Below are 25615 nucleotides of genomic sequence, written 5' to 3' on the forward strand. Positions count from 1 at the left end.
CGCTTTGTGTGGGTGCGCTGCTCTCTGGTGGTCGTGCGGGGTGCGTGCGGTCGCTGCCCCCCCCCCCCCCCCCCCGGCCCCGCCGAACCCGAGGTCCGGCTGCTGCCGCCCCGGCTAGCGGTCCGCGGCAGCACCGGTCCGGTGGTTCCCTAGGGTCACCAGGCTCACCTTCCCGGGGTCACCCTGCGCCGCCTCGGTCGCGATCACGGCGAAGGTGAGCGTGTTGTGGTCGCGCAGCACGCCGTCGGGGAGCACGAACTCCCGTTGCGGGCCGACGTCGTTGAGGTACTGGCCCATGTTCCAGCCGTTGACGAAGATCAGCACCCGGTAGCCGCGCGCGGTGGTGTCCTCGAACCGCAGGCCGAGCGAGACGTCGTGCCCGCGCGGCAGGTCCAGCTCGAAGTCGGTGCGGTACCAGGACACGCCGGGCGTCAGCTCGCCCGGTGGTCGCTGCCAGCCGCCGGAGCCGGGCAGGTGCCAGCCGGCGCGCTCGCCGTACAGGCCGCCGGTGTTCATCGGACCGCGCTCGCCGTCCACGGGGCGGGAACCCCGGATCTGCCAGGAGATCGGCGCGGTCGAGCCCTCGACCACCACCCCGAACAGGCCGCGCGGCTGCTTGTGGCGGACGTCGTCGGCGGTCCAGTCGTCGTTGTGGCCCATGTTCCCGACGAGCACGGTCAACGTCGCCTGCCGCCCGGCGGCCAGCAGCCCTTCGGGCACGGCGAACTCGCCGCGTCCGGGATCGGGGTTCACCGGTTCGGAGTCGGCCTGGACGCCGCCCGCGGCCGAGCCGAGGTAGCGCCCGTCGAGCCACACCTGGTAGCTGCCGCGCCTGCCGGTGATGGCGTTCACGGTGATGGTCTTCTCGGCGCCGGTGGCGGTGAACCGGCCGCGGTACCAGACGTGGCCGTTGTGGTGGCCGTACTCGTCGGCGTACAGCACGGGCAGCGTCTTGGGCTTGATCGGGCTCGCCGTGGTGGTCTTGTCCGCCGTCGTCCAGCCGGACTCGCCCTGGCCGGGCGCCTCCGGGCGGTAGCGCCAGTCGGTCAGCTCGGGCAGGCGCACCTGCTCCGGGCCGGGCAGCGAGCCGAGCAGGGAACCGCTCGACGTCCGGCGCACGGGCACCGGGCGTCCGCCCACGGAGAGGTGGCGGACCGGTGCGAACACCTCGACGTCGCCCGCGCGGTCGGTGTCGGCGCGCAGCGCCAGCCGGCCGCCTTGGATCTCGGCGGAGCGGACCAGCGACGTGCCGCGGACCAGCACGGGTCCGGCCGCGGTGTCCTGCCGCCAGAACCGGGCGGCGGCCTCGTCGGTGCCGAGCATCAGCAGCAGCGGCTGCCGCCCGCCGCCGGTGACCAGCACGCGGGCCAGTCCGGTGTGGGTGTAGTCCAGCCGCAGGTCGCCGTCGGCGTAGGAGCTGCGGACCTGGCCGTCGAGCACCTTGACCGTGGGCGCGGACCGGTAGCGCAGGACGGTGGAGCCCTGTTCGCCGTCACGGCCGTAGAGCACCGCGACGTCGCGGCCCGAGACGTCCACGTGGGTCAGGATCTCGGAGCTCGACCACACCAGCCGCTGGCCGCCGAGGTCGTACCCGGCGACGAGGATCTTGGCGTCACGGCCGTTCACCCGCACCGGCACCTGGTAGCGGCCGTCCGGGGTGGACCAGTCCAGCGTCGTGGACACGTCGGCGGCGCCGGCGAGCTCGGCCTGGCGCACCAGCACGAACTGCGTGCCGGTGTCGGGGTTGGCGCGGGCCCGGGCGAGCACGGCCGGGTCGGCGGGCGCCGGGGCGGCGGCCTCGTCGGTCTCGGTCAGCGGCGCGACGGTGGTCATGAAGTAGCCCTGCCGCTTGAACTCGTCGTACTTGGCGGTGAGCTGCCGCGACTCGGTGATCGCCGAGCCGTAGTCGTAGGAGGTGTAGACGTCGTTCGGCTGAGGCAGCCAGCCCCACGACGTGCCGCCGAACGTCATGTAGTAGCCGTACATGGTGGCGCCGCTGGAGATGGCGTTGTTCTTGTAGAACACCTTCATGTAGCTCGGGCCGGTCAGCTCGCGGCACTTGTCGTACCCGGCGTCGTTCAGGTCGATCGCGCCCGCCTGGTACTCGGCGGCGTACACCGGCGCGTCGTCGCGCAGCCTGCGCGTGACGCCGTCGCCCCACGGGCCCCAGGCGTCGGGGTTGTGGCACTCGAACGACTGCGGGTAGTCGTCGACGCCGGGGATCTGCACCGCGCCCTGGCCGGACGACCAGTTCGCCAGGTTCCCGCCGCAGCAGTTGTTGTGCACGATCGGCACGTCGATGCCGGCGGCGCGGGCCTGCCGCTGGAGGTCCTCCATGTAGGCCGGGTCGACGTTGACCGCGTACTCGTTCTCCACGTTGTAGGCGATCACCGAGCCGCCGCGCGACACCTGGTGCCGGGCGATGATCGGGTTGAGGCGGCCGAGCCACTCGGTGTACGCGGCCCGGTAGCCGGGGTCGCTCGACCGGGCCCGCCCCTCCACCGTCTTGAGCCACGCCGGGAAGCCGCCGCCGCTGGTCTCGGCGTTGATGTACGGCCCCGGCCGGGCCACCACGTACAGGCCGAGCTCGTCGGCCATCCGCAGCAACCGGTCCACGTCGCGCACGCCGGTGAAGTCGTACACGCCCGGCGAGGGCGAGTGGTAGCCCCAGTGGAAGTACAGCGACACGCCGGTGAACCCGGCCGCCCGGATCTTCTCCAGCACGTCGCGCCACAACTCGGGGCTGGGCAGCCGGAAGTAGTGGAACTCGCCCGACCACAGCATGACCCGCTCGCCGTCCACGGTGAGCGAGTACCGGTCGTAGGAGACCACGTGCCGCTCCTCGGCGGAGGCCGGGGCCGCGACCACCGGGGTGGTCGCGGCCAGCGAGCCCAATAACACCAGCGCCACGGCTAACAGCCTCATCGGATACCCCGCAGGGTCAGGACGGCGCCCTCGGCGCCGACGAGCACCCCGTCCGGGTGCGAGCCGACCGCACCGCCGTCGACGGCGTCGACCCCGTCGGCGCCGACCAGCAGCAGCCGCCAGCTCGACGGCGCGCCCTCGGCCTCGACCCGGATCTCGTCGCCCTGGCGGCGCGTGCGGAACGTCGTGTCCCCGACCGCGGTCACGTGATCGCCGTCGGACAGCTGGTAGACCCGCAGCGTGACGCCCTCGGCGTAGTCGTAGTCCGGCCGGTCGTCGACCGCGCCGACCGGCAGGATCGTGTTCGGGCGCACGAGCACCGGCGCGGTGAGGAAGTCGCAGCGGTCGCGCACCCAGCGCGGGCCCTGCACGGTCTCACCGGTCGACAGGTGGGTCCAGGTGCCCTCGGGGACGTAGTACGACACGTCGCCCTCGTCCGAGAACACCGGCGCGACCAGCAGGTCGTCGCCGAGCATGTACTGCCGTTCGAGGTGGGTGCAGCCCGGGTCGTCCGGGAACTCCACCACCATCGCCCGCATCACCGGCACGCCTTCGGCGCTGGCCTGCCGCGCCGCGCCGTGCAGGTACGGCATCAGCCGCAGCTTCAGCTTCGTGAAGTGCCGCAGCACGTCCACGGACTCCTCGTCGAACAGCCACGGCACGCGGTAGGACGCGCTGCCGTGCAACCGGCTGTGCGAGGACAGCAGGCCGAACGCGATCCACCGCTTGAACAACGCCGCCGACGGCGTGCCCTCGAACCCGCCGATGTCGTGGCTCCAGTAGCCGAAACCGGACAGGCCGAGCGACAGCCCGCCGCGCAGGCTCTCCGCCATCGACTCGTACGTGGCCTCGCAGTCGCCGCCCCAGTGCACCGGGAACTGCTGCGAGCCGGCCGTGGCGGACCGGGCGAACACCACCGCCTCGCCCTCGCCGCGCCGCTTGCGCAGCACGTCGAACACCGTCTGGTTGTACAGGTGGGTGTAGTAGTTGTGCATCCGCTCCGGGTCGGAGCCGTCGTGGTAGACGACGTCGGTCGGCACGCGCTCGCCGAAGTCGGTCTTGAAGCAGTCGACCCCCTGGGCCAGCAGGGCGTCCAGCTTGGCCGAGTACCAGGCGCGGGCGGCCGGGTTGGTGAAGTCGACCAGCGCCATGCCCGGCTGCCACAGGTCCCACTGCCAGACGTCGCCGTTCGGCCTGCGCAGCAGGTAGCCGTTCGCCTTGCCCTCGGCGAACAGCGGCGACCGCTGCGCGATGTAGGGGTTGATCCACACCGAGATCCGCAGGCCCCTCGCGCGCAGGCGTTCGAGCATGCCGACCGGGTCGGGGAACGTGCGCGGGTCCCACTCGAAGTCGCACCAGTGGAACTCGCGCATCCAGAAGCAGTCGAAGTGGAACACGCTCATCGGCAGGTCGCGCTGCAGCATCCCGTCGATGAAGCCCGACACCGTCTCCTCGTCGTAGTCCGTGGTGAACGACGTGGACAGCCACAGGCCGAACGACCACGCGGGCGGCAGCGCGGGCCGCCCGGTGAGCGCGGTGTACTTGCGCAGGATCTCGCGCGGCGTCGGACCGTAGATCAGGAAGTACTCCAGCGACTGGCCCTCGACGCTGAACTGGACCTTCGACACCGCCTCCGAACCCACCTCGAACGACACGTGCCCGGGGTGGTTGACGAAGATCCCGTAGCCCGCGTTCGTGAGGTAGAACGGGACGTTCTTGTACGCCTGCTCGCTGCTCGTGCCGCCGTCGGCGTTCCAGATGTCGACGGTCTGGCCGTTCTTGACCAGCGGCCCGAACCGCTCGCCCAGCCCGTAGACGGTGTCGCCGACACCCATGACCAGCTGCTCGCGGACGTGGTGCGTGCCGTCCACCGTCATGAAGCCGATGCCCTTGGCGCCGCTGCTGGTCAGCGGACGGCCTTCGGCGGTGAAGTCGACCCGCCACTCCTCGCCCCGGCGCACCCGCACCGACAGCGCGCCGGCGGTCATCACCACACCGGCGTCGTCCTCCACCACCTTGGCCTCGTGCGCGCCGTCGGACGCCGGCGAGAACGCCGGGCCCTTGGGCTCCTCACCCGAGAAGTGCGTGATCCGCACGCCGATCACGTCGGCCATCGGCGAGGTGAGCCCCAACGTGACCACGGGGCCCTTGAGCATGTCGCCGCGGTGCCGGATCGGGCGGGTCGTCGCGTGCACGACGACCTCTCCGTTCCCCGTGGCGACGTCGCGCATCTCCACCGGATGGGCGGCCTCGACCCCTGGCCGAAGCAGCCAGTACCCGTCGCTGAACTTCACCCGAACTCCAATCGGCGAAAAGCCTGGCCGTGGGCGGCCATGAACTGATGGTCGACGAGGGTGCGCCGCCGCATGATCCGGCGGGGCGCCGGTGGAACCGCGAGAACCGGCTCCACGGGTAACGGCGGGTGCGCCCGTCCCGGGGCGCGGCGGCCGTTCGACGCCGACCGCCTCACTTGACCGCTCCCGCCGTGATGCCGCGGGTCAACGCGCGTTGGAAGATCAGGAAGAAGACGATGGCCGGGATGACGCCGAGCAGCGCCGACGCGCTGGTCATGGTGGCGTCCATCATCCGCTGGCCCTGGAGCACGCCCAGCGCGACCGGCACGGTCTGGTTCTCGTTGGAGATCAGCAGCACCAGCGGGAGGAAGAACTCGTTCCAGGTCCAGATGAAGAAGAACACGAACAGCACGCCCAGCGTGGGTCGGCTGATCGGCACCACGATCCGCACCAGCGTCTGCCACTTGTTCGCGCCGTCGATGCGGGCGGCCTCCAGCAGCTCGCGCGGGAAGCCGCCGAGCGTGGAGGTGAGCAGGTAGGTGCCGAACGCGGCCTGGATCACCGTGAAGATGATGATCACGGCGAGCTTGGTGTCGTACAGGCCGGTCGCGTTGGCCAGGAAGTACAGCGGGTAGGCCAGCGCCTCCTGCGGGAGGGTGTTCGCGATGAGGAACACCACCAGGATCCACAACCGGCCCTTCACCCGGCCGATGCCCAGCGCGTAGGCGTTGAACACCGACACGACGACCGCGAGCACGGCGACCGACCCGCTGATCACCACGCTGTTGAGCAGCTTCTCGCCGAAGTCGACCCGTTCCCAGAAGGCGACGATGCCGTCCAGCGACACCCCGCTGGGCAGGTCGAGCGGACCACCGGTGGAGTACTCGGCCGGCGTCTTCACCGCGTTGAGCGCGACGAGGACGAACGGCGCCAGCATCACCGCGGCCAGCAGGACCAACGACCAGAGCACCGCGTGCCGCCTCATCGCTCACCCCGGTTCTGCACGCGCAGGAACACGGTCGTGAGGATCAGGATCAGCACGGTCAGCACCGTGGCGATGGCCGCGCCGTAGCCGACCTGGGTCTTCTCGAAGAAGTTCTGGAACGAGTAGTACGACGGCACGTTGGTCGAGCCGCCCGGCCCGCCCCTGGTCAGCACGTAGATCGGCGCGAACACCTTGAGCGCGGCGATCGTGCAGGTCAGGAGCACGACGAAGATCTCGGGGCGGATCTGCGGCACGGTGACGTGGAAGAACCGGCCCCACCACGACGCGCCGTCCAGCTCCGCGGCCTCGTGCAGCGACGGGTCGACCCGCTGCATCCCGGCCATGAAGATGACCACCGGGTAGCCGACCTGGATCCACAGCATCACGGCCATCACCGACCACAGCGCGAGATCGGGGTCGCCGAGCCAGTTCTGCGCCAGCGAGTCCAGCCCGACGGCGCGCAGCACCTCGTTCAGCGCGCCGTCCCGCGGCGCCAGGATCCAGCTCCACACGATCCCGGCCACCGCGATCGGCAGCACCTGCGGCAGGTAGACGCACGCCCGCAGGATGCTCGCGTGCTTGGACCCGAAGTGCTTGCCGATGAAGTCGAACAGGGCGGCGGCGATGACGAGTCCCGCCAGGGTCGGCAGGATCGCCATCGCCACCACCAGGCCGACGTTGTGCCGGAACGACGCCCAGAACGTGCCGTCCGACATCAGCCGGGTGTAGTTGTCCAGCCCGATCCACTCGGGCGTGCCCGCGCCGGACCACTCGGTGAAGCTGATGCCGATGTTCATCCCGAACGGCACCAGGATCACCGCGAGCAGCAGCAGGCCACCGGGGATGAGGAAGAGCAGGTACGACCCGCGGTCGCGGATCGAGGTGGGTACCAGGCTCATTTGCCGACGCTCGCCGTGTTCTCCTTGTAGTAGTCCGCCATCTCGGTCAGCACCTCGTGCGGTCCGAGGTCCCCGGTGATGAGCTTCTGCACCGACGACACCTGGGCGTCGTAGAAGCCGGGCGCGGGCCAGTCCGGGTAGAACGCGAGGCCGTCGTCCTCGGCGATCGCCTTGAAGTCCTCGTTGAGCCGCTGGGTGTTCGGGTCGGTGGCGGGGGTCCCGCTCGGCGCGACCGCGATGCCGCCCGCGTCACGCAGCTTGTCCTGGATCGCCGGCGACATGGTGATCTCGATGAAGTCGTAGGCGAGCTGCTTGTTCTTCGAGCCCTGGGGCACGACCCACAGGTTGCCGCTCGACCCGGCCGTCATGCCCGGCCACGGCACCGAGGCCCACTCGAAGTCCTTGACCTGCGCCTGCACCCGGCCGTACCACCAGCTGCCGCTGATCATGATCGGGTGCTTGCCCTGCATGAACGACAGGCCCATGTCCTCGGCCTTCACGCCGGCGGAGTCCTTGGAGATGTAACCCTCGCGCAGCCACTTGGCGAAGGTCTCCGCGCCGAACACCCACGGGTTGTCGTGGAAGTTCACGTCACCGGTGTAGCGCTGGAACCGGTCCACCCACTCGCGGTCGGCCTTGGTCAGCGCGAGCTGGTAGAGCACCTGGTGCGCCGGGTACTCCGCGCCGCCGAGCGCGAGCGGCGTGACGCCGGCGGCGGCGAACTTCGCCATCGCGGCGGTCAGCTCGTCCAGCGTCTTCGGCGCGGCCAGCCCCTGCTGGTCGAACATGGTCTTGTTGTAGTAGACCATCACGTACTCGGCGTAGTTGGGGATGCCGTACCACTTCCCGGAACCCATCACGCCGCGGTCGTCGTACTTCGCCGTGGTGTCGATGCCGGGCCCGAGCTTCTTGTCCCACCCGCGCTTGGCGACCTCTTCGCTCAGGTCGGTCAGCAGGCCCTGCTTGGACAGCAGGCCGGTGGTCGCGTTGCCCTTGTTGTACTCCAGGATGTCCGGCGCGTCCTTGGAGTTGAGCACCATCGAGGCCGTCTTCTGGATCTGCTCGAAGCCCTTCTCCTCGAACTCCACCTTCACGCCCGGGTGCGAGGCCTCGAACTGCTTGATCGCCTCCGCCCACGCCACGCCCATGGCGCTGTCCGGACCCTCGTAGTGCCACAGCTTGAGGGTGTTGGGGTCGGAGGCCCCGTCGGAACCCCCGCAGCCGGCCACGGCCAGCACGGCCGCGACCGCGGCCACCAGAAGACGCTTGGACATCAGGATGATCCCTCCACGGTGAGGTTGTCGATCCGGGCCTTCCCCGTGAAGACCAGGCACACGTCCTGCCGACCCGTCGCGCCGCGCAACGGCGACGAGACCGTGGTCCAGGAGTACTTGTCGGCCGTGGTCGGCACGGTGAGCGTGCCCACCAGCCTGCCGGTGGGACCGCCGAGGCGCACCTCGACCGTCGTCGGCGCGTCCGGGTTCGCCACCCGGGCCGTCAGCGTCCGCGACGACCGGCCGAGGTCGACGTCCTCGAACGAGATCCACTGGCCGGGCGCGGTCGAGGCGACGGCGGTACCGCGGTCCTTGGTGGTGTCCACCAGGGTCACGCCCGAGTAGTCGTCGAAGTTCTGCGCCCGCGTGGTCTTGCGCAGGTCGCGAGGCGGGATCGTCTCGCCGCGCACGCTGATCGTGCGGGTCAGCGGACCGACCGCCAGCTCGTGCGGCGCGCTCTCGACCACCGGCTTCTCCCGCGTCACGTCCCAGAACGCCAGGTCCGCCGCGCGCACGGTCAGCTCGACCGTCTTCGTCTCGCCGGGCCGCAGCTCCACCCGCTCGAACGCGCGCAACTGCTTGATCGGCTGCTGGACCCGCGACTTCTTCTGGTGGGAGTACAGCTGCACCACCTCGGCGCCGGCCCGGCGGCCCGTGTTCGTGACGTCCACGCGGACCTTCACCTCGCCCGAGGCGTCCACCACGGTCCGGTCCAGCTCGAGCCGGGAGTACCGGAACGACGTGTAGCTCAGCCCGTACCCGAAGGGGTAGAGCGGCTTGCCCTTGAAGTACTGGTAGGTGTGCCCGGACTTCGAGATGTCGTACCGGAGCTTGTCCGGCAGGTCCGCGTCCGAGCGGTACCACGTCTGGGTCAGCCTGGCGCCGGGGTTGTGGTCGCCGAACAGGACGTCGGCGATCGCGTGCCCGGTCTCCTGGCCCGCGTGCGTGGTCCACAGGACCGCGGGCAGGTCGGCGGTGTCCCAGTCGCCCGCGTACGGGTAGCTGCTCTCCAGCACGACGATCGTGCGCGGGTTCGCCCGGCGCACCGCGTCGATCACCGCGCGCTGGCCGGCCGGCAGCACGGTGGTCTGGCGGTCGTCGTCCTCACGGCCGTTGATGAACGGCATGCTGCCGACCACGACGACGGCCGCGTCGGCGCCCTTCGCCGCCGCCACCGCGCTGTCCACGCCGCTGCGCACCACCTCGCGGCCGAACTTCGTCGCCGCCTCCGGCGTCTCGGCGGCCACGGTCAGCCTGCCGTCCGCGCCGACGAGGACGTACTTGTTCCGCCCGAACCAGGACTGCGTGACGTCGTTGCCGGTGTACTCCAGCACGAAGGAACCGTCGGGCCGGGCCACGAACCGGAACTGCTGCTGGACGAACCAGCCGTGGGGCTGGGCCGCGTTGTTGACCAGGCCGCGCCCATCACCCAACGACACCGTCTTGCCGTTCGCCGCGGTCCGCAGCGTGACCGTGCCCTCGCCCCAGTCGAACACGTCGAGGCCGCTCGCGTCGGTCGGCGTCGCCTCGGTGGCGGTGAGCACGGCGCCGGAGTCCGCAGTGGACGCCGTGACGTACTTGCCGGTCGCCAGGTCCTTCAACCGGATGCGGTCGACGCCTTCGCTCGACGTGACGTCGGCCCGTTCGGCGAGGCCCTGCACCGGCGTGATCCGGTAGGGCATCGTGCCCGAGTACCAGTCCTCGTACAGCGTGTCCGCGAGCTGACCGACGACCGCGACCTTCTTCGTGTCCGCAGTGGACAGCGGCAGCGTGTTCTTGTCGTTGCGCAGCAGCACGACCTGCTCGGCGGCCACCTCGCGGGCGAGCTCGCGGTGCTCGGGCGCGTCGATGACGTCCGGCGTGATGCTCGCGTACGGGTTGCGCCCGGCCGGGTCGAACTCGCCGAGCCGGAACCGGATCGACAGCACGTGCCGGGCGGCGTCCTCGACGTCGGCCACCGTGATCAGGCCCCGGTCGATCGCGGTCTTGATCGACGTCGTGGTCGGCGCGGAGTTCTGGTTGTCCTCGGTGAAGTTGTCCAGGCCCGCCCGGATGGCCGCCGCGTTGCCCTCGACCTCGTTCGGGTAGTACCGCTGCGAGCCGGCGACGTTCGACGCGCCGCCCGCGTCGCCGACGATCATCAGGTCCTCGTCGGTCCAGGAGCGCACGGTCTCGTCCAGCTCCGGGCCGACGTGCGTCGGGCGGCCGTTGACCAGGTTGTACGACGCCATCACGCCGGTGGCGGCGTCGGCCGAGATCGCCGGCTTGAACGCGGCCTCGTCGTAGTCCTTCAGGATCCGCGGCGGGACGATCGAGTCGACGTCGATGCGGTCGTCCTCGACGTTGTAGGCGACGTAGTGCTTCAGGGTGGGCGCGGCCTGCAGGTAGTCCGGGTGGTCGCCCTGGACGCCCCGGCCGAACGCGGTGGAGATCCGGCCGGTCAGGTACGGGTCCTCCGAGTAGCCCTCCTCGTTGCGGCCCCACCTCGGGTCGCGCAACAGGTTCACCACCGGCGCCCACAGGTTGAGGCCGTTCGACGCGGGGTTCATCGCGTGGAACCCGCGCGCCTCGCGCCCGGTGACCGCGCCGACCTCCTCGACCAGCTCGGGGTTCCAGGTGTTCGCCAGGCCGAGGGCCTGCGGGAACACCGTCGACTCGCCGAGCCACGCCACGCCGTGCAGCGCTTCCGTGCCGGTCTTGAACGCGCCGATCCCGAGCCTGGGGATCGGTGGTTGGTACTGGTGCAGCAGCGAGACCTTCTCGTCGACCGTCAACCGGCCGAGCAGGTCGTCGATCCGGGCGGCGCGCGGCAGGTCGGGGTCCCGGAACGGGAGTTCCCGGGCGTGCGCCGGCAGCGGCGCCGCGAGCAGCAACGCGACCAGCGGCAACAACAGCGTGCGGCGGACCCTCGACACCGGTCGTCCCCCTTCGTCTTCGGGGAGCGCGGAGCTCCCCGCCATCGAAGCGCTTCGACAGGGACCCTAGAGGGCCGGCCGTGACGGACGCAACAGACTGCGCGAGTGAACGTTGTTAACGCTAATTCACTTGACAAGGACACCTTGACACGCGCACGTCATCCGGTTTAGGACTGTGACGCCGCCGCGTTCCCAACGTATTTCGCGGGTCTACGAATGTTAGCGTTAACAAGACTGGGCAGGCCTGAAGTCGCGCGCACCGGAACCCTTCTCGCCGGCGTGACCGCGCCGTTCGGGGTTGAACGGCAGCGGACCCGCCCCCGGAGGGACGGGTCCGCGGTCGGTCAGCGAATCACGCGGTGAGCAACCGCAAGCCGTAGACGGACAGGATCTCGTTGATCGGCTGGAACCAGGTACGGCCACCGGACGAGCAGTTGCCGTAGCCGCCGGACGTGACGCCCTGCGCCTGGTCGCCGGTGATGAACGAGCCGCCGGAGTCGCCGCCCTCGGCGCACACGCTGGTGCCCGCCATCTGGTGCACGTCGCCCTGCGCGTAGTGGATGGTCTCGTTGCGGGACTGGATCACGCCGCAGTGCCAGCGGGTCGTGGAGCCCGAACGGCAGACCGACGTGCCGACCGGCGCCTCCCACGAGCCGCGCACCAAGGCGTCGGGCACCGTGCCCCAGCCGAGCACGACGGGCACGTTCCACCAGCCGCCGCCGGTGCGGACCCACGCGTAGTCGTTGCCGGGGAACGAGGAGCCGGCGAACTGGCCCTGCCAGGACCGGTCCCAGCCGTACACCTGCGCGCCCGTGCCGCCGCAGTGGCCGGCCGTGACGTAGCCGCCGTGCACCGAGAAGCCGATGGAGCAGCGGACGTTGCCGGTGTAGTACGGGTCGCCGCCGACGGTCCCGGCCGCGAACGGCACGGGCGCGGTGACGCCCTCGGTGTTCACCTGGATGGGGCCGAGCTCGCGCGCCTCGGCCAGGAACCGCTCGACCTCCGCGGTCTGCACGCCGGGCTGGACGTCGACCACCACCGCGCCGCTGCGCGGGTCCGGGTGCCAGCTGGTCACGGCCGCCGGCACCGCGCCGGACGCCGACAGCGCGTCCACGCCGTCCTTGACCCGGTCCAGCTCGGCCGCGGTCCGGCCGACCAGCCGCGCCTCGGCGCCGGTTGCCCGGACCCGGTCGGCCGCCGCCGGGTCGGTCACGCCGACCACGAGCACGCCCTTGTCCTGGTCGAACCAGCTGCCGCCGAAGGACGACCCGGCCGCGGTGCGCGCCGAGGGCGCCCGCCGGGTGGCCTTCGCCTCCAGGTCGAGCCTGGTCCGGGCCTGCTGCTCGGTCAGCCCGAAGGCAGTCCGCATCGCGGACACCAGTCCCGGCGACAGCGGTTCCGGCGCGGGCGCGGCCTGGGCGGTCGGCGCGACCACCAGCCCGCTCACCACCAGCGCGGCGGCCACACCGATCTTCGTCAACGTTGTCATTCGCACGCGGTCCTCCTTGTCCGCAGGGAGGCGCACCGGCCGATGCAGGTCGGCCGAGCACCCGAGGCAAGTCGGCGAGAGAGCGCTCTCACGGCCTGCTGGTTCAGACCATGCAACACCCGCTGCCCGCCGTCAATCCCCTGCGGCGGACCGGCCTCGCACCGCGGCGGGCGCGTGGCGCGCCGGACCGCGGCGGTCAGGGACGACTCCCGAACGGCCGCGAGCCGCGTGCGATCGCGCGGCGGCACCGCCGCGGACCACGCGGTCGACGGGCGCGGTCACGTCCGGGCGGACCGCGCCCGTCTGCTCACGAGTTGCGCAGGAAGCGGTCCAGGACGCGGACGCCGAACCGCAGGGCGTCGACCGGCACGCGCTCGTCGACGCCGTGGAACAGGCCGGAGAAGTCCAGGTCGGCGGGCAGCTTCAGCGGGGCGAAGCCGAAGTTGCGGATGCCCAGCTCCTGGAAGGACTTGGCGTCCGTACCGCCCGAGAGCATGTAGGGCAGCACCCGCGCACCGGGGTCCTCGGCGGTGATCGACGCCGTCATCGCGTCGACCAGCGCGCCGTCGAACGTCGTCTCCACCGGCGGCAGCCCGAGCCACTCGCGCTCCACGTCCGGGCCGAGCAGCTCGGCCAGCTCGCGGTCGAACGCCTCCTCGCGGCCCGGCAGGATGCGGCAGTCCACGGTGGCCTCGGCGAACGACGGGATCACGTTCGCCTTGTACCCGGCGGACAGCATGGTCGGGTTGGCCGTGTCGCGCAGCGTCGCCCCGATCATCCGCGACAACGCGCCGAGCTTGCCGACCGAGCCCTCGATGTCGTCCTCGGGGAACTCCAGCCCGGTGATCTCCGAGACCCCGGCCAGGAACTCGCGCACGGACGGCGTGAGGATGATCGGGAACCGGTGGTTGCCCAGCTTCGTGACCGCCGCCGCCAGCTTGGCCACCGCGTTGTCGTTGTGGATCATCGAGCCGTGCCCGGCGGTGCCGCGCACGCGCAGCTTGAGCCAGCGGATGCCCTTCTCGGCGGTCTCCACCAGGTACGCCCGGACGTCGTCCTTGAGCGTGATGGAGAACCCGCCGACCTCGCTGATCGCCTCGGTGACGCCCTCGAACAGCTCCGGCCGGTTGTCCACCAGCCACTTCGCGCCGAACAGGCCACCGGCTTCCTCGTCGGCCACGAACGCGAACACGAGGTCGCGCGGCGGCACCACGCCGTCCCGCTTGAACCGCCGCGCGACGGCGAGCGTCATCGCGACCATGTCCTTCATGTCGACCGCGCCGCGGCCCCACACGTACCCGTCCTGGACCGCGCCGGAGAACGGGTGCACGGACCACTCGGAGGCGTCGGCGGGCACCACGTCCAGGTGGCCGTGCACCAGCAGCGCGCCCCGGGACGGGTCGGCGCCGGCCAGGCGGGCGATCACGTTGCCGCGGCCCTTGGCCCCCGATTCGACGTAGGTGGTCTCGTAGCCGACCTCGGCCAGCTTCTCCGCGACCCACTCGGCGGCCGCGCGCTCCCCGACGACCGTGTCCGGATCCCCCGTGTTGGTCGTGTCGATCCTGATCAGCTCGCTGGTCAGCGACACGACCTCGTCCTGCGCGAGCCGCAGCCCGGCACCGTCATCCCAGTTGCTCACCAGGTCTTCCTACCATCCGCGACGTGCCGCGGTTCGTCAGTGCTCGGGCCCGGCGCCTCGGACGACGGCCAGCGGGCAGGGCGCGTGGTGGAGCATCGCGTGGCTGACCGAGCCGAGCAGCGCGCGCCGCACCGCGCCGTGCCCGTGGCTGCCCACGACCAGCAGCGCCGCGCCCTCCGCCTCCTGGGCCAGGACCTGGGCGGGCCGGGCCAGCGACACCACCCGCTCCGCCCGCACCTCGGGGTGGCGGGCGAGCGGTGCCTCGAACGACCTCGCGATCAGGGTGTCCGCGGACGCCCTGAGCTGCTCGACGTCCAGACCGAGCCCAAGGCCCTGGCCCCAGGCGCCGCCCGGCGTCATCGCGTCCACCGGCAGCCCGGTGGTGGCGTGCACGCCGACCAGGGTCCCCCCGTGCCGCGACACGTGGTCCACCGCGAAGTCGATCGCGCGGTCGCTCGGCTCCGAGCCGTCGACGCCGACCACCACCCGCCCGTCGTCGGTCCCGTCGCCGCCGTCGCGGACCACCACGAGCGGTCCGGCGAAGTGGTGCGCCAGGTCCGCCGTGACCGAACCCGCGAACACCCTGGCCAACCCGGTCGCGCCGGAGGAGCCGACGACGAGCAGCGCCGCCTCCCGGCCGGCCTCGGCCAGCACGGCGGCCGGGTGCCCGTCGAACGCGCGGGTGTCCACGTCCAGCCCGGGCGCGACGCTCCGGCACTGCGCGGCGAGCTCGGCGAGGTGGTCCCTGGTGTACGCGCGGACCGCCTTCTCGCCGACGAGCTGCGGCATCGGCATGGACACGGGCGTGACCACCACCTCGGGGAACGGCCCGCGGATGACGTTCACGACGACCAGGCGCGCCCCCCGGCTCGCCGCGTCGCGCGCCGCCCAGTACGCGGCCCGCCGCGACCGCTCCGAGCCGTCGAACCCGACGACCACCGCACCGCGGCCGATCGCGCTCTCCGGGCTCTTCAGGACGTCCGGGCTGGTCATCGCCCACCTCCGCTCTCCGCGCACTCCCGTGCCACCGGGGTATCCGAGGAGTCGGAACCGACACGTGATCGGCGGGTTTTCCGGGGTCGTCGCACGCCTCGTTCGCGGAGGACCACCCGTCCGCGCTCGGCGTGCTTCGTCGGCGGTAGGGCGCGACCGCACGAGGGGCGAACGGCCCGGCTGGCAGCGTGGCGCGGTGAAGCACCTGTTCGAGCGCCGTGCACCACGACCGATCGCGGCCCGAGGAGGTCGCGGTGCGGATCAGCGGCGGTCGGGCGAGGTGCCGCCCAACCCGGTGTCAGGCCGACGGCGGTCGGACGCTGTCCCGCGACACGAGCGTCGGGCTGGACGTGCGGCGGGGCTCGTCGACCGCCCTGCCCTCGATCTGGGTGATCAGCAGGTCCAGGGCGTCCCGGGCGACCGCGGCGAAGTCCGGCCGGATCGTGGTCAGCGGTGGGATGAAGTACGCGGCCTCGGGCACGTCGTCGAAGCCGACCAGGCTCACGTCGTGGGGAACCCGCCTGCCGCGCTCGCTCATCGCCCGGAGGATGCCGAGCGCCAGGTGGTCGTTCGCCGCGAAGATCGCCGTGACCTCGGGCATCCGCGCCAATACCTGACCCGCCCGGTACCCGGACGCGGCGCTCCAGTCCGCGGACATGATCGGCGGCACCTCCGCCGACACGGCCTCCAGCGCCGACCGCCAGCCCTCGATCCGGCCGGCGCTGTCGAACCAGTCGGGCGGGCCCGAGACGTGCCACACCGTGCGGTGACCCGCCCGCAACAGGTGGGACGTGGCGGCGAACGCGCCCGCCGCCTGGTCGACGGTCACCAGCGGGGTCGAGCGCTCGGCGTCGCCGTCGACCATCACCAGCGGCACGCCGGCGGACACCGTGTCCACCGCGTCGTGGGCCGACGCGGTCGGTGCGATGACGACGATCCCCGCCACCCGCTGGTCGCGGTGCCGCTCCAGGGCCGTGGTGATCGACTCGCGGTCCAGCACGTTCACCCGGTGCGCGGTCACCACGAACCCGGCCTCCACCGCCACCTGCTCGAACGCCGCCAGCAGCGAGATCGGCCCGCACAGGGTCGTGTTCTGGGCCACCACCCCGATCAGCTGCGAGCGGCCCGTCACCAGTGCGCGGGCGGCGCGGTTGGGGCGGTAGCCCAACTCCTCGATCGCCGCCTGGACCCGCAAGCGCGTCTGCTCCTGGACGTACGGGTGCCCGTTGAGCACCCGCGACACCGTCTGGTGCGAAACCCCGGCGAGCCGGGCGACGTCGGCCATCGCGGGCGCACTGGAAGTCCTGTTCCCCACTAATGGTCCCATCTGCGCGGAACCGGCCGCGAGGTAGACCGACCGCGGACGGCCGCTGACCGCCGCGGCACGCCGGGCACGGTCGGTGGTCGGGACGGCACGCCGAAACGACCACGCACATCGGGATTGGCGCCGGGCAGTCGACATCGCGGCCGATCGACGATGATCAGCAAGTCAATGTAGCCATATTTCCGCCCGCCGGTCAACGCGCGTGAATGCTAAATATTCGAGTCCGATTTTTAGCTCCCACCGGCCACGGCAACGCAGAGCAGTGACCGACCCTTCCGCAAGTGTTTCGTGCGCGTCCTCGAGCGGGAACAGTCTTGACACCCATTTGTGTTATCGCTAACACTGTCCCGCAGCACGATGTTGCCGCTGCCAGCTCACCGGAACCAGGCCGTCTCGGGCGGCGATGTTAGCGATCACATCCACCCCCTCATGCCCTCGTGAAGGAACGTCATGCCACTTTCCGATTGACGTTCGCGGTAATAGACCCCACGGGCTGGGCCGCGTTGTCGCCACGCCCGGGGCTTCGCCCCACGCCTTCCGCCACAACCGCGTCTGGAGTCGTCCATGCCCGTGACCGCCCACGCTCGCCCGCGCACCCGGCGCCCGAACCGCGCACTGCGGCTCGTCGCCACGGCGGTCGCGGTGGCCGCTTTGATCGGCGCGGCCCTCGCCTCGGTCGGCCCACCGGCCCAAGCGGCGGACGAGTGGACGCCCGAGCCGTCGTACACGTCGACCGACAAGGGCGACGGCACCTACTCCGTCCCCCTGGTCAACTCCGACGTGCCGGACGTGAGCGTGGAGCGCGTCCCGGCGGCGGAGAACGACGAGGGCCGCGACCTCTACTACATGATCAGCACGACGATGCACCTGAGCCCGGGCGCGCCGATCATGAAGTCCTACGACCTCGTGAACTGGGAGATCGTCAACTACGTCTTCGACCGGGCGGACATCGGCGACTCGTTCTCGCTGCGCAACGGCCAGAACTCCTACGGCCAGGGCCAGTGGGCGTCGTCGCTGCGCTACCACCGCGGGCAGTTCTACGTCGCCTTCAACACCAACAACCTCGGCGGCTCCTACCTCTACCGCACCGACGACATCGAGGACGGGGCGTGGACGCGGATGCCGCTGGGGCGCGCGTTCCACGACCCGTCGCTGTACTTCGACGAGCGCGACGGCGGCACGCCGTACATCTTCTACGGGTCGGGTTCGACCAGCGCGGTCAAGCTGGACAGCACCCTGACCCGGGTGGTGGCGGAGTACCCGAACATCCTGCGGCCGTCGGACTACCCGGGATCACCGTTCCTCGGCGGGCTGTTCGAGGGCGCCCAGGTGCAGTACATCGACGGGAACTACTACATCGTGATCATCACCTGGCCGGCGGGGCAGGGCCGCCAGGTGGCGCTCTTCCGCTCGCCGGAGCTGCTCGGGCGTTACGCGACGGCCGACGGCAGCAACCCGTACCAGGCGCGCGGCGCGTTGAACTCGAACGGCTTCGCGCAGGGCAGCCTCGTGCCGATCGCGCGTGACGGCGGCCGGACCGACTGGTACGGCATGTTCTTCCGCGACTCGTTCCCGGTCGGCCGCATCCCGGCGCTGATCCCGGCCACGTGGCAGGACGGTTGGCCCACCTTCGGCGACGCCGGCGTGGTGCCGGTGAACGGGGTGTTCGACAAGCCGATCCGGCTGAGCCCGGCGCAGGAGGCCTTGGAGCGGCAGAAGAGCCTCGTCGCCTCGGACGACTTCGCCAACGACGCGCCGCACAAGGCGTACATGGACGAGCGGTGGACCATCCCGACCCCGCCCGTCGTCGACGAGTCGCTCATCGGCGTGGAACTGGTGCGCAACCCCGGCTTCGAGTCCGGCGCCGTGTCGCCGTGGGCGGCCCAGTTCGGCGCGCGGCTCAGCCTGGAGCCGGCCGACGGCTCCACGGCGTTGCGGGTGGCCGACCGGACCGTCAACGGCTCGGGGCCGAACCAGTCCCTGGACGGCGTGTTGCAGCGCGGCGTGACGTACGCGGTGTCGGCGAGGGTCAAGTACGCCGCCGGCCCGGCGACCGTGCGGTTCAACCTCGTCGCCGACTGGGGCGCCGGTGTCCAGGTGATGGCGTCCGGGGACGTCCCGGCCGGTCGGTGGACGACGGTCTCGGGCCGGTTCACCGTGCCGGGCACGGCCGCGACCGGCAAGGTGAAGTTCGCGGTCGAGACGCCGTGGGCCAACCCGCAGCCGCCCTCGTCCAGCGTCGAGTACCTGCTCGACGACGTCTCGGTCGTGGGTCAGCCGGTGACCACCGAGCACCCGTCCGAGGACGAGATCAGGCCCAACGGCTCGCGGCTCGGCCTGCACTGGGAGTGGAACCACGCCCCGGACAACCGGCACTGGTCCCTCACCGACCGCGAGGGCTGGTTGCGGCTCACCACCGGCAAGGTCGTCACCGGCGACTACCTCTACACCAAGCTGTCGAACCGGGCCGAGCTGACGTGGTTCGAGGAGGCGCGCAACACGCTCTCGCAGCGGACGTTCGGCCCGAAGGGCTCGGCGGAGACCAAGCTCGACTTCTCCGGGATGCGTGACGGCGACGTCGCGGGCCTGGCGATGTACAACCGCGGCTTCTCCTACGTCGCGGTGAAGCGCGTCGACGGCCGCAACACCCTCGGGGTGGTCAACCGGGTCCAGCCCTTCCCGGTCACGTTCGACCAGTCGACGGCGGAGAGCTTCGTGCCCGGGACCGAGGTGCCGCTCGACGACGCCACGGTGGTCCACCTCAAGGGCGACGTGGAGTTCGACGCGCCGACCGGTCAGGGCTGGACCACGTTCTACTACAGCCTGGACGGCCGCGCCTGGCACAAGCTGGGCAACCGCGTCGGGCCTCAGACGCTGGACGGCAGCCTGGCCCACTTCATGGGCCACCGGTGGGGCCTGTTCGACTACGCGACCAAGCGGGCGGGCGGGAGCGTGGACTTCGACCACTTCCTGCTCAGCGACACCCTGACCGCGGCGGGCGAGCCGCTCGACACCGGCGACCTGGACGCGGCGATCGCCCACGCGTCCACCTTGGACGAGCACCACTACCCCGCGGCGGCGTGGTCCGCCATGCGCGACGCGCTGGGCAAGGCGCAAGCCGCGCGGGCGTCCACCTTCGGGACGCAGAACCAGGTCGACGCGCCCGAGCGGGCGTTGAGCCTGGAGCTGGCCCGGCTCGGGGTGGCGCGGTTCCCGGTGGCGGTCGAGGTGTCCGCCCGCACCCGGTGCGCCGGGCCCAAGGTCGTGCTCACCGTCGAGTTCACCAACCACGAGGCGGTCCCGGTGGACGTCTCGGTCGAGACGCCGTACGGCACGAAGTCGTTCGACGACGTCCCGGCCGGCAAGACCCGCTCGCACCCGTTCATGACCCGGCAGTCGAGCGTGCCGGCGGGATCGGCCTCGGTCACCGCGTCGGCGACGGTCGACGGCAAGCCGCGTTCGGTCGTGCTCGAAGCACCGCACGACGCGCACGCCTGCAAGTAACCCGCGGTACCCAGCACAAGGAGAATCTCGTGGATCGACAACGTCCGCAGCGGTCGGGACGGCGAAGAGCAGTCGTCCTCGCCGCCGTCGGCGCCCTGTTCGCGGCCGGTCTCGCGGCCACCCCGGCGGCGACCGCCGCCGAGCCGAACCTCATCACCAACCCCGGCTTCGAGGACGGCCTCACCGGCTGGACCGTCAACAGCGGCAACGCCACCGACGGCGCCGTGCTGTCCACGACCGCCGACGCCCACTCGGGCTCGGGCGCCGTGCAGGTGACCAACCGGAAGACGACCGGTTCGGGACCGGCGCAGGACCTGGCCGGCAGGGTGCAGGCCGGCAAGACCTACACGGTCACCGCGTGGGTGAAGTACGAGAACGCGGCCAGCCCCGCGACCAAGCAGTTCTTCGTGACCATGCACTACGGCGGCTCGACCTACACCAACCTCGGCACGGGCACGGTGCCGCGCGGGCAGTGGGGCCTGCTCCAGGGCACGTTCACGATCCCCGCGGGGCAGTCCGTCACCACGCCCCGCGTCTTCGTCGAGACGCCGTGGACGGCCGACCCGGGTGCCGCGCCGGCCACCCACCTGATGGACTTCAAGGTGGACGACGTCGTCCTGCGCGAGTTCACCCCGTCGACCACCATCGAGGTCCTCGGCAAGAACCCCGGCGAGGGCAACCCGCTGATCTCCCACAAGTTCGGCGCGGACGGCAACGCGTTCGTGCACGACGGCCGGGTCTACGTGTACATGACCAACGACACCCAGGTGTACAACCCGGGCCCCGACGGGACCTCGCCGACCAACACCTACGGCGGGATCAACACCATCACCGTCATCTCCTCCGACGACCTGGTCAACTGGACCGACCACGGCGAGATCCCGGTGGCCGGGCCGAACGGCCTCGCCAAGTACGCCTCGCAGTCCTGGGCGCCCGCGGTCGAGAGCCGCGTCGTCGGCGGCAAGGAGCAGTTCTTCCTGTACTTCGCCAACAACGGCGCCGCGACCGGCGTCCTGGTCGGCGACTCGCCGCTGGGCCCCTGGCGCGACGAGCGCGGCAGCCTGCTCATCACCAGCCAGACCCCCGGCGCCTCGGACGGCCGCAACTGGCTGTTCGACCCGGGCGCGTTCGTCGACGACGACGGTCAGGCCTACCTCTACTTCGGTGGCGGCGGGAACGACGGCTCCAACTCCGCCGAGAACACCAACCACCCCAAGTCCACGCGCGTGATCAAGCTCGGCGACGACATGATCAGCACCGTGGGGTCGGCCGAGACCATCGACGCGCCGCTGATGTTCGAGGCGGGTCACGTCTTCAAGCGCGAGGGCAAGTACTACTACTCGTACTCGTCGAACTTCGGGTTCGGCGGCCCGATCGACCCGAACGGCCCGCCGACCGGCGCCATCGCCTACCTCATGGCCGACAGCCCGATGGGCCCGTGGACGCCCGACAAGTACGCGGGCGTCATCTTCAAGAACCCCGGCGTCTACTTCGGCGCCGGCGGCAACAACCACCAGTCGGTCTTCGAGCTGAACGGCGAGCACTACTTCACCTACCACGCCCAGACGCTGAACCGCCGCATCACCGGCGGCGCGACGCAGGGGTTCCGCAGCCCGCACATCGCGAAGCTGGAGTTCAACGCCGACGGCACCGTGAAGGAGGTCCTCGGCACCTTCGACGGCGTCGAGCAGATCCGCCACCTCGACCCCTACCGGGTGGTCGAGGCGGAGACCATCGCCTGGCAGCAGGGGCTGGCCACCAAGCGGCTCACCGCGCCGAACGACCTGCCGAACCTGGCCCTGCACGACGTCGACAACGGTGACTGGACGTCGCTGGCCTCGGCGGACTTCGGGTCCGGGGCCACCGGGGTGTCGGCGCGCGTCAAGCCGCTCACGGCGGGCACGAGCATCCAGGTCCGCCTGGACGACCGCGCCGGGCCGGTCGTCGCCACCATCCCGGTCGACGCGCCGGTCGGCGAGTGGGCCGAGGTCGGCACCGAGCTCGACGGCGTGTCGGGCGTGCACGACGTGTACTTCACGTTCGTCGGCCCCGACGGCAAGGACCTGGTCGAGGTCGACAGCTGGCGGTTCGCCAAGCCGTCGTTGAAGGTCGCGACCAGTGCGGACACCCGGTGCGCGGGCCCGCACGTCAAGCTCACCGTGCACGTGACCAACAACGAGTCCGTGCCGGTCGACGTCGTGGTCGAGACGCCGTTCGGCGCCAAGTCGTTCGACGACGTCGAGCCGGGCAAGAGCCGGTCCCACCCGTTCAACTCACGGCGGTCGAGCGTGGACGCGGGGGCGGCGGCGGTCACGGCGACCGCCACCGTGGACGGGCAGGAGGTGTCGCTCGGGCTCACCGCGCCGTACGACGCGCACTCCTGTCGCTGACGGCGTGACCGCATGAACGAGGCGGCCCGGGAAGTTCCCGGGCCGCCTCGTCGTCTGCGGGTCGTGCCTCGACGGCCGTGGTCAGGCGATCGTGCAGGTGGCGTTGCCGAGGGTGTAGGCGGTGGGTTTGCCGGTGTTGCCGGTGTGGGTGGCCTGGAAGCCGATGCCCACCGACGCGCCGGGCGCGATGGTCGCGTTGTACGAGACGTTGCGCGCGGCCACCTGTCCGGACGTGGGCGAGTAGGTGGCGTTCCAGCCGGAGGTGATCGCCTGACCCGGTGGGAGGGTGAAGGTCAGGGTCCAGCCGTTGACCGCGGTGGTCCCGGTGTTGGTGATGGTGATGTCGGCGGTCAGCCCGGTGTTCCAGGCGTTGGTGGTGTTGGTGACGCGACAGGTGCCGGGTTCCGGCTGACCCGTCGTGGTCGTGGTTGTCGTCGTGGTGGTCGTGGTGCTCGTCGTCGTGGTCGTGGTCGTCGTCGTCGGACCGCTCTGGAACTGGGTGAAGAACCGCCACGTCTCGGCCGGCAACCAGGTCCGGGAGCCGCTGTCGCCGGGTGCGCCGTCCTGCGGCGCGGCGATGTGCCCCTCGTCGAACGCAGCCCAGACCACCGGGTAGCCCTCGCGGCACCCCGAGTAGGTCGTGGTCACGTGGGTCAGGCTGCCCTGCGACGGCTCACGCGGGCTCTGGGCGGCGCACCCGTTGTTGCGGACGAAGCGGTCGCGCATCGACCGGCCGCCCGAGATGCCGAGGACGTTGTCCCGCAGGCCGTGCGCGGCGAAGTAGGCGATGGGCTGGGTGCCGCCACTGCACCCGCTGAGCTGGCCCACGGCGTAGACCGCGACCGCGCGGAAGACGTCCGGCCGGGCGCAGGCGACGGCGTAGCTCATGGCCGCGCCGTAGCTGAAGCCGACGGCGAAGCGCTGCGTGGTGTCGACGCAGAGGCCGGCGTCGAGTTGCCGGTTGATGTCGTCGACGAGCGTGATGTCCTCGCCGCCGGAGTTGGCCCAACCGCTGTTCAGGCCCTGGGGCGCGACGAAGATGGTGCTGTTGTCGGCCAGGCGCTGGAGCCCGTAGTAGGCCCAGACGTCCGTCTGCACGGTCCGGCCGGTGGCGACGTCGGTGGCCGAGCCGTTCAGCCAGTGGAAGCCGAAGACCACCCGGTAGGGGCGGTTCACGTCGTAGTTGTCCGGGACCCGCAGGATGTAGCTGCGGGACTTGCCGCTGCTCTGGATCGTGATCGTGCCGCTGCGCAGCGACGGCGCCTTGCCGCAGCCCGCGGTCGCCGCCGCGGCGCCGACCGCCGCGGCCGAGGTGCGCTCGCCGAGGTCGCCGCTCAACACCGTGCCGATGGAGGCCACGACGAGCAGCGCCGCCGCCGCGACCGAGCCCAGGATCGACCTTCGCCTTGTCATCGCACTGCTCCTCCCGTTGTCGGGTCGGGGTTCGCGGTCGCTCAGGAGGTGGAACACGGCGCACCGTTGAGGGTGAAGGAGGCCGGTTTGGCGGTGTTGCCGTTGTGGGTCGCCTGGAAGCCGATGCCGATCGAGGCGTTGGGCGCGATCACGGGGTTGTAGGCCACGTTGCGCGCGGTCACCTGCCCGGACGTGGGCGAGTAGGTGGCGCTCCAGCCGGAGGTGATCGTCTGCCCGCTCGGCAACGTGAAGACCAGCGACCAGCCGTTGATCGCCGTGGAGCCGGTGTTGGTGATGGTGAGGTTCTCGGTGAGGCCGGTGTTCCAGGCGTTGACCGTGCCTGTGACGCGGCACGACTCCGAGCCGCCCGGCGTGGTGGTCGTCGTCGTGGTGGACGTCGTGGTGGACGTCGTCGTGCTCGTGGTGGTCGTCGTCGTGGTCGTGCTGGTCGGGCCACCGGGCCGGTCCAGGCCGAAGAACGCGATGGCCTGGGCTGCCATGCCGCCGGCGGGCAGGCTGTGCCCGGCGCCCTGGATGCTGTAGGCCTCGACCTGGGTGGTGCCGGAGGTGTCGTTGTAGCGGCGCCGGTTCCAGTTGGTCTGCGGGGTGTCGGTGGACGACGGCGTCTGGCTCAGGCCGAACACGTTGGTCCACTGCTCGATGCTCTCCTGGAGCAGCGCGTACGGCACGAGGGTGTCGTTGGTGCCGTGCCAGAGCTGGACGCGCGGCCGCACGCCGGTGTAGCCGGGGTAGGCCTGGCGCACCGCGTCGCCCCACTGCTGCGGGGTGCGGTTCGCTCCCCCGTTACCCGTGCACTTGCTGCTGCCGGGCGGGAAGTCGGCGGCGTTGGCGAAGCAGTTGAAGGGCACGCCCATGAACGACGCACCCGCCTTGAACACGTCCGGGTACAGGGCGAGCATGTGCTGGGTCATCATGCCGCCGGACGACGATCCCGTGGCGTAGACCCGGTTGGGGTCGCCTCCGTAGCGCTGCTGGACGTAGTTGACCATCGACACGATCGACACGGGGTCGCTGCCGCCACCGCGGCGCTTGGCCGCGTCGGACCACGTGTCGAAGCACTTGCCGAACCCGGCCTGCTGCTCGGCGCTGGGGTAGATGACGACGAAACCGTGCCGGTCGGCCAGCGAGGCGAACTCGCTGCCGGAGTAGAAGCCGGGGCCCGAGCCGCCGCAGCCGTGCATGGCCACGACGATCCCGGGGTTGGCCGGGCGGGAATCGGGCACGTAGACGTGCATCCGCATCCCACCGGGGTTGGAGCCGAAGTTGGTGACCTCCGTCAACGACGCCGCGGACGCGGGCGTTGAGGCGACGGAGACGAGGCCGGCCACGACGAGTGACGTCGCGGCGGCGAGTAGCAGGCTCGGTTTGACCTTCATGCGCTTGACTCCTTTGTGTCGCGCACGGCCGGACAGGGTGCTGGCAGCGGGCCGGGTGCGACCCGCGGTGCGGCGGAGGGAGAGCCACGCGTGGACGTGTCCGGCGGGTGACCAGCCGATGCGATCGAGCGCACGGACTCGGCTGATCGGACGCCGTCCATCGTGTGACACTTA

At 71.1% G+C, this 25615-nt stretch carries 14 protein-coding genes; 2 read left to right on the plus strand and 12 right to left on the minus strand.

Annotated features, from left to right (window positions below; genetic code table 11):
* Positions 1–114: 114 nt before the first annotated feature.
* The 10 genes from ACZ7GX_RS37665 to ACZ7GX_RS37710 all read right to left on the minus strand — a co-directional run bounded on the left by ACZ7GX_RS37665 (position 115) and on the right by ACZ7GX_RS37710 (position 16698).
* On the minus strand, positions 115–2925 hold the full coding sequence (locus ACZ7GX_RS37665) for a beta-galactosidase (protein ID WP_498784147.1): 2811 nt from the start codon (positions 2923–2925) through the stop codon (positions 115–117).
* Positions 2922–5219, minus strand: a complete 2298-nt coding sequence (gene yicI, locus ACZ7GX_RS37670) for an alpha-xylosidase (RefSeq protein WP_498784149.1) — start codon at positions 5217–5219, stop codon at positions 2922–2924. The genes ACZ7GX_RS37665 and yicI overlap by 4 nt, the downstream gene beginning before the upstream one ends.
* 172 nt (positions 5220–5391) lie before the next feature.
* Complete coding sequence (locus ACZ7GX_RS37675) at positions 5392–6204, minus strand: carbohydrate ABC transporter permease (protein ID WP_498784151.1); 813 nt, start codon at positions 6202–6204, stop codon at positions 5392–5394.
* Positions 6201–7103: a carbohydrate ABC transporter permease gene (locus tag ACZ7GX_RS37680; RefSeq protein ID WP_498784153.1), complete on the minus strand. Its 903-nt coding sequence runs from the start codon at positions 7101–7103 to the stop codon at positions 6201–6203. Before ACZ7GX_RS37680 ends, ACZ7GX_RS37675 begins: the two co-directional genes overlap by 4 nt.
* A complete protein-coding gene (locus ACZ7GX_RS37685; protein ID WP_498784155.1) occupies positions 7100–8377 on the minus strand; it encodes an ABC transporter substrate-binding protein in 1278 nt (425 codons plus the stop codon). The genes ACZ7GX_RS37680 and ACZ7GX_RS37685 overlap by 4 nt, the downstream gene beginning before the upstream one ends.
* A complete protein-coding gene (locus ACZ7GX_RS37690; RefSeq protein ID WP_498784157.1) occupies positions 8377–11292 on the minus strand; it encodes a glycoside hydrolase family 3 protein in 2916 nt (971 codons plus the stop codon). Before ACZ7GX_RS37690 ends, ACZ7GX_RS37685 begins: the two co-directional genes overlap by 1 nt.
* A 352-nt stretch (positions 11293–11644) precedes the next feature.
* The gene (locus tag ACZ7GX_RS37695) at positions 11645–12781 is read right to left on the minus strand and encodes a S1 family peptidase (protein ID WP_498784186.1); all 1137 of its coding nucleotides are present in this window, start codon (positions 12779–12781) and stop codon (positions 11645–11647) included.
* A gap of 307 nt (positions 12782–13088) precedes the next feature.
* The gene (locus ACZ7GX_RS37700) at positions 13089–14420 is read right to left on the minus strand and encodes a M20/M25/M40 family metallo-hydrolase (protein WP_498784159.1); all 1332 of its coding nucleotides are present in this window, start codon (positions 14418–14420) and stop codon (positions 13089–13091) included.
* A 36-nt stretch (positions 14421–14456) separates the two neighbouring features.
* Positions 14457–15413 (minus strand): universal stress protein, encoded by a 957-nt coding sequence (locus ACZ7GX_RS37705; RefSeq protein WP_498784161.1) that lies wholly within the window; start codon positions 15411–15413, stop codon positions 14457–14459.
* 298 nt (positions 15414–15711) lie between these two features.
* Positions 15712–16698: a LacI family DNA-binding transcriptional regulator gene (locus ACZ7GX_RS37710; RefSeq protein WP_498784163.1), complete on the minus strand. Its 987-nt coding sequence runs from the start codon at positions 16696–16698 to the stop codon at positions 15712–15714.
* 603 nt (positions 16699–17301) lie between these two features.
* On the opposite strand from ACZ7GX_RS37710, the gene ACZ7GX_RS37715 reads away from it, so the two are divergent.
* Positions 17302–20241, plus strand: a complete 2940-nt coding sequence (locus ACZ7GX_RS37715) for a beta-xylosidase family glycoside hydrolase (RefSeq protein WP_498784165.1) — start codon at positions 17302–17304, stop codon at positions 20239–20241.
* Between the two features lie 29 nt (positions 20242–20270).
* On the plus strand, positions 20271–22631 hold the full coding sequence (locus ACZ7GX_RS37720) for a family 43 glycosylhydrolase (protein ID WP_498784167.1): 2361 nt from the start codon (positions 20271–20273) through the stop codon (positions 22629–22631).
* Positions 22632–22712: 81 nt separating this feature from the next.
* On the opposite strand, the gene ACZ7GX_RS37725 is transcribed toward ACZ7GX_RS37720, so the two are convergent.
* Positions 22713–24044, minus strand: a complete 1332-nt coding sequence (locus tag ACZ7GX_RS37725; RefSeq protein WP_498784169.1) for a CE1 family esterase — start codon at positions 24042–24044, stop codon at positions 22713–22715.
* A 41-nt stretch (positions 24045–24085) separates the two neighbouring features.
* Complete coding sequence (locus ACZ7GX_RS37730) at positions 24086–25441, minus strand: extracellular catalytic domain type 1 short-chain-length polyhydroxyalkanoate depolymerase (RefSeq protein ID WP_498784170.1); 1356 nt, start codon at positions 25439–25441, stop codon at positions 24086–24088.
* Positions 25442–25615: the final 174 nt, after the last annotated feature.

Source organism: Actinosynnema sp. NPDC037264 (assembly GCF_055603705.1).